Source organism: Paraburkholderia phenoliruptrix (assembly GCF_019511605.1).
GTDB classification, from domain to species: domain Bacteria; phylum Pseudomonadota; class Gammaproteobacteria; order Burkholderiales; family Burkholderiaceae; genus Paraburkholderia; species Paraburkholderia phenoliruptrix_A.
Genome location: NZ_JAEUAV010000014.1, coordinates 171,214 through 177,613 on the forward strand (window position 1 = coordinate 171,214; position 6,400 = coordinate 177,613).

The following is a 6,400-nucleotide window of genomic DNA, read 5'->3' on the forward strand; positions in this document are numbered from 1 at the left end:
GTGCGTCCCTTTCCTTTTATAATGCTTGCACCACAAGTCGGGCACCTGCACCGGCGGAGACCAGAATGAAATCAATGTCGTATGCGGTGCTTGCAGCGGCTGCCATGTTCGCCGCCATGTCCATCGGCGTCAGCGCGAGTGCGCACGCCGAAGCGGCGACCGGGCTCGCGCTTGCACAGCAGCAGAACTGCATGAGTTGCCACTCGGTGGCGCGGCCGTTCATGGGGCCGGCGCTGCACGACGTCGCCGCGAAATACTCGGGCCGCGAGGATGCCGCCACGTACCTGAAGCACAAGATTCTGGATGGCAGCAGCGGCGTGTGGGGCCAGGTGCCGATGCCCGCGAACACCCAACTCACGCCTGATCAGGCGGCCACCCTGGCAAGCTGGGTGTTGACGTTGAAGTAGCGCGGGTGAGCGGGTATGAGCGCGCGTGGCGCTCGTCCCATGCGTAGTCCGCTCGCGTGTGAACGGTGCCAGCAGCGGCGCAAGCGCCGATTCCCGGCTTCTCCATTCAATCCGCGAGCTTCTTCGTCGTCACGCGCCGGGGGTTTGGCGGGCGAGCTCCGCTGCAACGGCTTCGCGTACCCAGCCGGTCATTTCTTTTTCCAACGTCAACGCCACTTCGCGCGTGATCTGATCGACGAGCCGCGTCGTGTGCTCCTGCACGGCGCTGCGGCAGCGTGCTTCGATGACGGCGCGTCCGTCGCCCGCAAGGAACGCCGCAAAGCGTTCGCTCAGACGCCCGGCGATGAGATCGGCATCGACGCGTGAAGCCACCTGTTCCCCTGTCCCCTGCGCGATGTCCGGCGGCACCGTGGCGCCAGCTTCCAGCGGCGGTGGCGGCTCAGTGCGATCGAACACGCCTGCCGAAGCCGCGAGCACCTCGTCATGCGCGTGCTCGGCTTCGGCTGCGCGATGCGCGTCGTCGGAATGGACTGCCGGCTGCGCGTGATCGACTGGAGGCTGCGGTGCAAGCACGGGTTCAGGCGCGAGCGTTTCTTCAGGTGAGAGAACCGGCTGCGGCGCGAGTTCGGGCTCCGCTTGCTCGCTGAACTCGCGAAGCTGCTCGGATCCGCGCAGCGGCACGCCGGCTGGGGCAGCGGTGTTTGTAGCCGCTACGGTCGCCGGCTGTGCAGCACCAGCAGCGAGTGCTGCGACCGCAGCGGCCGCGGTCGAAGGCTGTGCACTGGCGGGCGCAGCGGCACCAGCCGACGGCGGTTGCGCAACCGCTCCGGTCGAAGGCTGCGCAGCGGCAGGCGCAACAGGTGCGGCCGATGGTTGCGCAACAGTCGGAGCTGCCCCGCCGCTCTGCGGCTCGCGACGTTGCGCCGCGTGGCCTGGTACGAGCACCTCTTGCAGGATGGGGATCGAGTTATCGTTGGGATCGGACACGTGCGCCCTCCGTGTTTGAGTCGAAGCGAAAGCAGACCGCGCGTGCGCCGGAGCGTCTGAACGCGACGCGATGCAACGCACCACGCAACGCGGGCCGTAGGCCTAAGCGCCCTGCTTGTAGTTGTTCAAAGCATAGCCGCGATCGCGATAGAAGCGATAGCGCTCGCGCCCGGCAATGAGTTCGTCGTGTGCGTTACCCACCACTTCGAGCAATCTTTCGAAGCGCGCGAATTGCGCGGGCACGCTCGCGCCCAGATTGAGCAGCACCTGGTGATGCGGGACGTCGTCGAGATTCGTGGCCAGCACGATGGGCGTTTGCGCGGCGAGCGGCGTGCCCGCCATGCAGTGCGGCACGAAGTCGAGCGCCGAGAAGGTCCACAACTGTTCGTCGAACGCGCGCAGACGCTCGGGCTCCGCCACGACGATGGTCGGCTGCCCGGCCTGATATGCCTTGCGCGCGAGGCGGCACGCATACAGCAGCGAGTCGCCGACGTTCGAATGGAAGTCGATTCGAGTCATCGGCGGCTTTGCCTCGCGCTGCGTGCCGGCGCTGCGGCACGTGCGACTTTACTGCAATGCGTCATTGCGGGAGGCGAGCGTCCGCGGCCCGATCGATCAGGAACTGCGTGAGCAGCGGCACCGGACGCCCCGTCGCCCCCTTCGCCGCACCGCTCTTCCAGGCCGTGCCGGCGATGTCCAGATGCGCCCACGGATACGCGTCGGTAAAGCGCGACAGGAAGCAGGCTGCCGTCACGCTGCCTGCCGGACGTCCGCCGATGTTGGCCAGATCCGCGAAGTTGGACTTCAACTGTTCCTGATACTCGTCGTCAAGCGGCAGGCGCCAGGCCGGGTCCGATGCCTCGCGCGAGGCGTCGAGCAACTCGCCGGCGAGCGCGTCGTCTTTCGAGAACAGACCGCTGTTGTGATGGCCGAGCGCAATGATGCACGCGCCCGTGAGCGTGGCAATGTCGATCACCGCGGCCGGCTTGAAGCGCTCGGCATAAGTGAGCGCGTCGCACAGAATCAGGCGGCCTTCGGCGTCCGTGTTCAGCACTTCGATCGTCAAGCCCTTCATGCTCGTGACGATGTCGCCCGGCTTGGTAGCCGTGCCCGAAGGCATGTTCTCCACGGCCGGAATGATGCCGACCACGTTGATCTTCAGGCCCATTTCGGCGACAGCGCGCAGCGTGCCCAGCACCGAGCCGGCCCCGCACATGTCGTACTTCATTTCGTCCATGCCTTCGCCCGGCTTGAGCGAAATGCCGCCCGTGTCGAACGTCACGCCCTTGCCGACCAGCACGACGGGCGCGGCTTTCGCTGCGCCGCCCTGATATTGCAGCACGATGAACTGCGCCGGCTCCACCGAACCCGCCGTAACCGACAGGAAAGAGCCCATCTTGAGCGCTTCGCACTGCTTCTCGCCAAGCACCTCGACCTTCAGCTTCCAGTCTTTCGCGAGCTTCTTTGCAGTGTTCGCGAGATAAGTGGGCGTGCATACGTTGCTCGGCAGATTGCCGAGGTCGCGCGTGAGGTCCATGCCGTTGGCAAGCGCGGCGCCCTGCTTCGCAGCGAGCTTGGCGGCCTTCTCGTCGCCGGTGTTCACGCTGAACACGATGCGCTTTAACGCACGCGCCGAGTTGTCGGGCTTGCTCTTCATCTGCGTGAACTTGTAGGTCAGTTCGCGCAACGCGAGAATTGCGGCGCGCACGCCCCAGTCGGCCGAACGCTCGAGCACGGGCAGTTGAGCCAGTGTGAAGGTAACCTGCACGACCTTGGTGGCGAGCAACGCGCGCCATGCGGCGCGCACCGCTTCGCCGTAAGCTTTCTGGCTGAAAGCGTCCTGTTTGCCGAGCCCGACGAGCAGCACGCGCGATGCGCCGATACCCGAGACTTCATGCAGGAACAGCGTGGTGCCTGCTTTGCCGTCCATGTCGCCCGCCTTGATGATGCGGGTCAGGAGGCCCTTGGTGGCCGCGTCGATTTCAAGGGCCGCGCCCGAGAGCGTTTGCGACTCGAACACGCCGATTACGATGCAATCCGATTTCCCGGTGAGGAAACCGTTTGACGAGCCTTTGGTCCAATCACAGGCTTTTATGCTAAAGTCCATCGCGCTTGTCCTCGGATAAAATCTGGGCTTAGGATGAAAGCCGCAATTATCCGCTATTTTTCCCGCGGCGGCTGCACCGGAGGCGTGACGGAAAGCAACCCGCGCGTCGCTGAGAGCGCCCCCTCTCGTCATCAATAATGATCTTCGAACGCTCCCTCCAGCGCGAACTCGCGTATACGGCTGGTGCCGTGTTCATGGTTCTGCTCACGCTCGTGCTGACCACGATGATGATCCGCATCGTCGGCTTCGCGGCGCAAGGCGAGATCGACCCGCGCGACGTGCTGGTCCTGATCGGCCTGACCGTGATCGGCTATCTCGCCATCATGCTCGTCGCCACGCTGTTCGTCTCGATCCTGTTCGTGCTCACGCGCTGGTACAAAGACTCCGAGATGGTCGTGTGGCTCTCCTCAGGGGTGAGCCTCACGCAATTCATCAAGCCCATCGGCATGTTCGCCACGCCGATCATCATTCTCATCATGTTCTTCGTGTTCGTCGGCTGGCCGTGGTCGAACCAGCAAAGCAAGCTGATTCGCGCGCGCTTCCAGCAGCGCGACGAAGTTTCGCTGCTCGCGCCCGGACAGTTCCGCGAGTCGGCGGCGAGCCATCGCGTGTTCTTCATTGAAAAGATGTCGCCCGACCAGGGCCATGTCGAAAACGTGTTCGTGACCAGCACGGAAAACGGCAAGCTCAACGTCGTGGTGTCGAAAAACGGCCACACCGAAACACATAAGAACGGCGATCGCTTCGTCGTGCTGGAAAACGGCCGGCGTTACGACGGCGAGCCGGGGCATCCGGATTTCCGCATCATGGAATTCGAGCGCTACGGCGTCAGGATCGAGAGCCAGCCGGTCGTCAACACGCCCACCACGACGGGCACGCCCACGCTCACGCTGCTGCGCAACCCCACGAAGGAAAACCTCGCCGAATTCGCGTGGCGCGCGGGCCTGCCGCTCATCGCCATCAATCTGATGCTGCTCGCCATTCCGCTTGCGCACCAGAATCCGCGGCGCAGCCGCACCATCAACCTCGTGATGGCCGTGCTGATCTATCTCACGTATTCGAACCTGTTGAATGTCGTGCAGTCGTGGATCGAGCAGGGCAAGATGTCGTTCGGCGTGGGGCTCGTGATCCTGCACGTGATCGTGGCCGGCATTGTCGCGTTCATCTTCTGGCTGCGCGTGCGCAACCGGCCGCTGTTCACGCGGGCCATGTTCAGCCGTTCGCAGGGGGCCTGAGCGATGCGCATCTACGAAAGGTACTTCGCGCGTCAGATCTATCTCACGTTCATCTTTATTCTGTTCGCGTTTTCTGGCCTGTTCTTTTTCTTCGACCTGATCAACGAACTGAATTCGGTCGGCCACGGCAACTACAAATTCCAGTACGCGGTGCTGCGCGTCGCGCTGCAAACGCCGTCGCGCTTCTACGAGATCATTCCGGTCGCCGCGCTGATCAGCGCGATTTACGTGTTTGCGCAGATGGCCGCGAATTCCGAATACACGATTTTTCGCGTGTCGGGGCTCGCCACCAATCAGGCGCTGCGCTCGCTGCTGAAAATCGGCATTCCACTGGTGTTTCTCACGTATCTGATTGGCGAAGTAATCGGCCCGTACACCGACCAGTTGTCCGAACGCGTGCGGCTCGAGGCAATGGGCTCCTCGGTGTCGAGCAACTTCAAGTCCGGCGTGTGGGTAAAAGACACGCTGACCGCGCGCGCGGACGGCGAGCAGGTCACGCGCTTTGTCAACGTCGGCGAACTGAAGCCGGACGCCACGATCAGCAACGTGCGGATCTACGAGTTCGATTCGAAGTTCCGGCTGTCCAACGTGCGCATCGCGCAAAGCGGCGTTTATCAGCCGCCCGGTCATTGGCGATTGACAGGCGTGACGGATACGCAGCTAATTGACGTGCCCCCGCCCGCGGGCACGCCGGCCGATGCACTGAATCCGGTGTATCGCGCGAAGCAGGTTGTGCTGCCTGAATATTCGCTGCGCTCGGAGTTGACGCCGCAGATCCTGTCGGTGCTGCTGGTGTCGCCGGATCGCATGTCGATGTTCAACCTGTTCCGCTACATTCAGCATTTGACGGAGAACCATCAGGACACGCAGCGCTATGAAATCGCGCTGTGGCGCAAGGTGCTGTATCCGTTTGCGGTGTTCGTGATGCTGGTGCTCTCGTTGCCGTTTGCGTATCTGCACACGCGGGCCGGCGTGGTGGGCATGAAGGTGTTCGGCGGGATCATGCTCGGCATGAGCTTCCAGTTGTTCAATACGCTGTTCTCGCATATCGGCACGTTGAACACGTGGCCCGCACCGTTGACGGCGGCTACACCAGGACTCGTTTATCTGGTACTCGGTCTGGTCGGGCTGAAGTGGGTGGATCGGCATTAGGAGCCTTCGCGATGGCTACGCATGGGTTGGTCCTGTTCGGGCACGGCGCGCGAGATGTGCGCTGGCGTGAGCCTTTCGAGCGGTTAGCGGCGAAGCTGCGCGCCGCGCGCGCGTCAGCCGGCGGCGACGGGCGCGTCCGCCTCGCTTTTCTCGAGTTGATGGAGCCGGATTTGCCCACGGCGATCGGCGAACTGGTCGCCGATGGCTGCGATGTGATTACCGTCGTGCCGGTGTTTTTTGGGCAAGGCGGGCACATCCGGAAGGACTTGCCGGAGCTGATCCAGCGCTGCCAGGAGGCGCAGCCTGCGGTGCAAATCCGCTGCGCTGGTGCGGTGGGTGAGGATGACGCTGTGCTCGAGGCTGTCGCGGCTTATTGTTTGCGGCAGGGTTGAGGGCGGGGGTTCTTGATCCCGTGGTTTTCATGCAGGGCAATCGCTTAAGCTGGTGTCTGCATATCGAGGCTTAAGATGCATAGCCAATGATGCCCCCGCAGCACACCCCCTCCCCTAAGC

7 protein-coding genes are annotated in these 6,400 nt (G+C 63.4%); 4 read left to right on the top strand and 3 right to left on the bottom strand.

The window, feature by feature from the left end; all coding sequences use genetic code 11:
- Positions 1-65 precede the first annotated feature (65 nt).
- Entirely contained in the window at positions 66-407 is a 342-nt protein-coding gene (locus JNB89_RS18850) for a c-type cytochrome (protein ID WP_013338459.1), read from the top strand.
- 129 nt (positions 408-536) lie between these two features.
- Here JNB89_RS18850 and JNB89_RS18855 read toward each other — a convergent pair whose 3' ends face one another.
- The 3 genes from JNB89_RS18855 to JNB89_RS18865 all read right to left on the bottom strand — a co-directional run bounded on the left by JNB89_RS18855 (position 537) and on the right by JNB89_RS18865 (position 3,501).
- A complete protein-coding gene (locus tag JNB89_RS18855; RefSeq protein WP_220363256.1) occupies positions 537-1,394 on the bottom strand; it encodes a DUF2486 family protein in 858 nt (285 codons plus the stop codon).
- A gap of 102 nt (positions 1,395-1,496) precedes the next feature.
- Positions 1,497-1,913: a DNA polymerase III subunit chi gene (locus JNB89_RS18860; protein WP_027210145.1), complete on the bottom strand. Its 417-nt coding sequence runs from the start codon at positions 1,911-1,913 to the stop codon at positions 1,497-1,499.
- A gap of 61 nt (positions 1,914-1,974) precedes the next feature.
- On the bottom strand, positions 1,975-3,501 hold the full coding sequence (locus tag JNB89_RS18865; RefSeq protein ID WP_220363257.1) for a leucyl aminopeptidase: 1,527 nt from the start codon (positions 3,499-3,501) through the stop codon (positions 1,975-1,977).
- Positions 3,502-3,638: 137 nt separating this feature from the next.
- Here JNB89_RS18865 and lptF point away from each other — a divergent pair, with 137 nt between their 5' ends.
- Genes lptF through JNB89_RS18880 form a run of 3 tightly spaced genes read left to right on the top strand, consistent with a single transcriptional unit; the run spans position 3,639 to position 6,280 of the window.
- On the top strand, positions 3,639-4,736 hold the full coding sequence (lptF, locus tag JNB89_RS18870) for an LPS export ABC transporter permease LptF (RefSeq protein ID WP_013338455.1): 1,098 nt from the start codon (positions 3,639-3,641) through the stop codon (positions 4,734-4,736).
- A 3-nt stretch (positions 4,737-4,739) separates the two neighbouring features.
- The gene (gene lptG / locus JNB89_RS18875) at positions 4,740-5,888 is read left to right on the top strand and encodes an LPS export ABC transporter permease LptG (protein ID WP_013338454.1); all 1,149 of its coding nucleotides are present in this window, start codon (positions 4,740-4,742) and stop codon (positions 5,886-5,888) included.
- An 11-nt stretch (positions 5,889-5,899) separates the two neighbouring features.
- Positions 5,900-6,280 (top strand): sirohydrochlorin chelatase, encoded by a 381-nt coding sequence (locus JNB89_RS18880; protein WP_013338453.1) that lies wholly within the window; start codon positions 5,900-5,902, stop codon positions 6,278-6,280.
- Positions 6,281-6,400: the final 120 nt, after the last annotated feature.

Excerpts from the sequence above, each read along its gene's own strand:
- JNB89_RS18850 (WP_013338459.1), top strand. The coding sequence starts at position 66 with ATGAAATCAATGTCGTATGCGGTGCTTGCAGCGGCTGCCATGTTCGCC.
- JNB89_RS18860 (WP_027210145.1), bottom strand. The coding sequence starts at position 1,913 with ATGACTCGAATCGACTTCCATTCGAACGTCGGCGACTCGCTGCTGTAT.
- JNB89_RS18865 (WP_220363257.1), bottom strand. The coding sequence starts at position 3,501 with ATGGACTTTAGCATAAAAGCCTGTGATTGGACCAAAGGCTCGTCAAAC.
- lptF (WP_013338455.1), top strand. The coding sequence starts at position 3,639 with ATGATCTTCGAACGCTCCCTCCAGCGCGAACTCGCGTATACGGCTGGT.
- lptG (WP_013338454.1), top strand. The coding sequence starts at position 4,740 with ATGCGCATCTACGAAAGGTACTTCGCGCGTCAGATCTATCTCACGTTC.
- JNB89_RS18880 (WP_013338453.1), top strand. The coding sequence starts at position 5,900 with ATGGCTACGCATGGGTTGGTCCTGTTCGGGCACGGCGCGCGAGATGTG.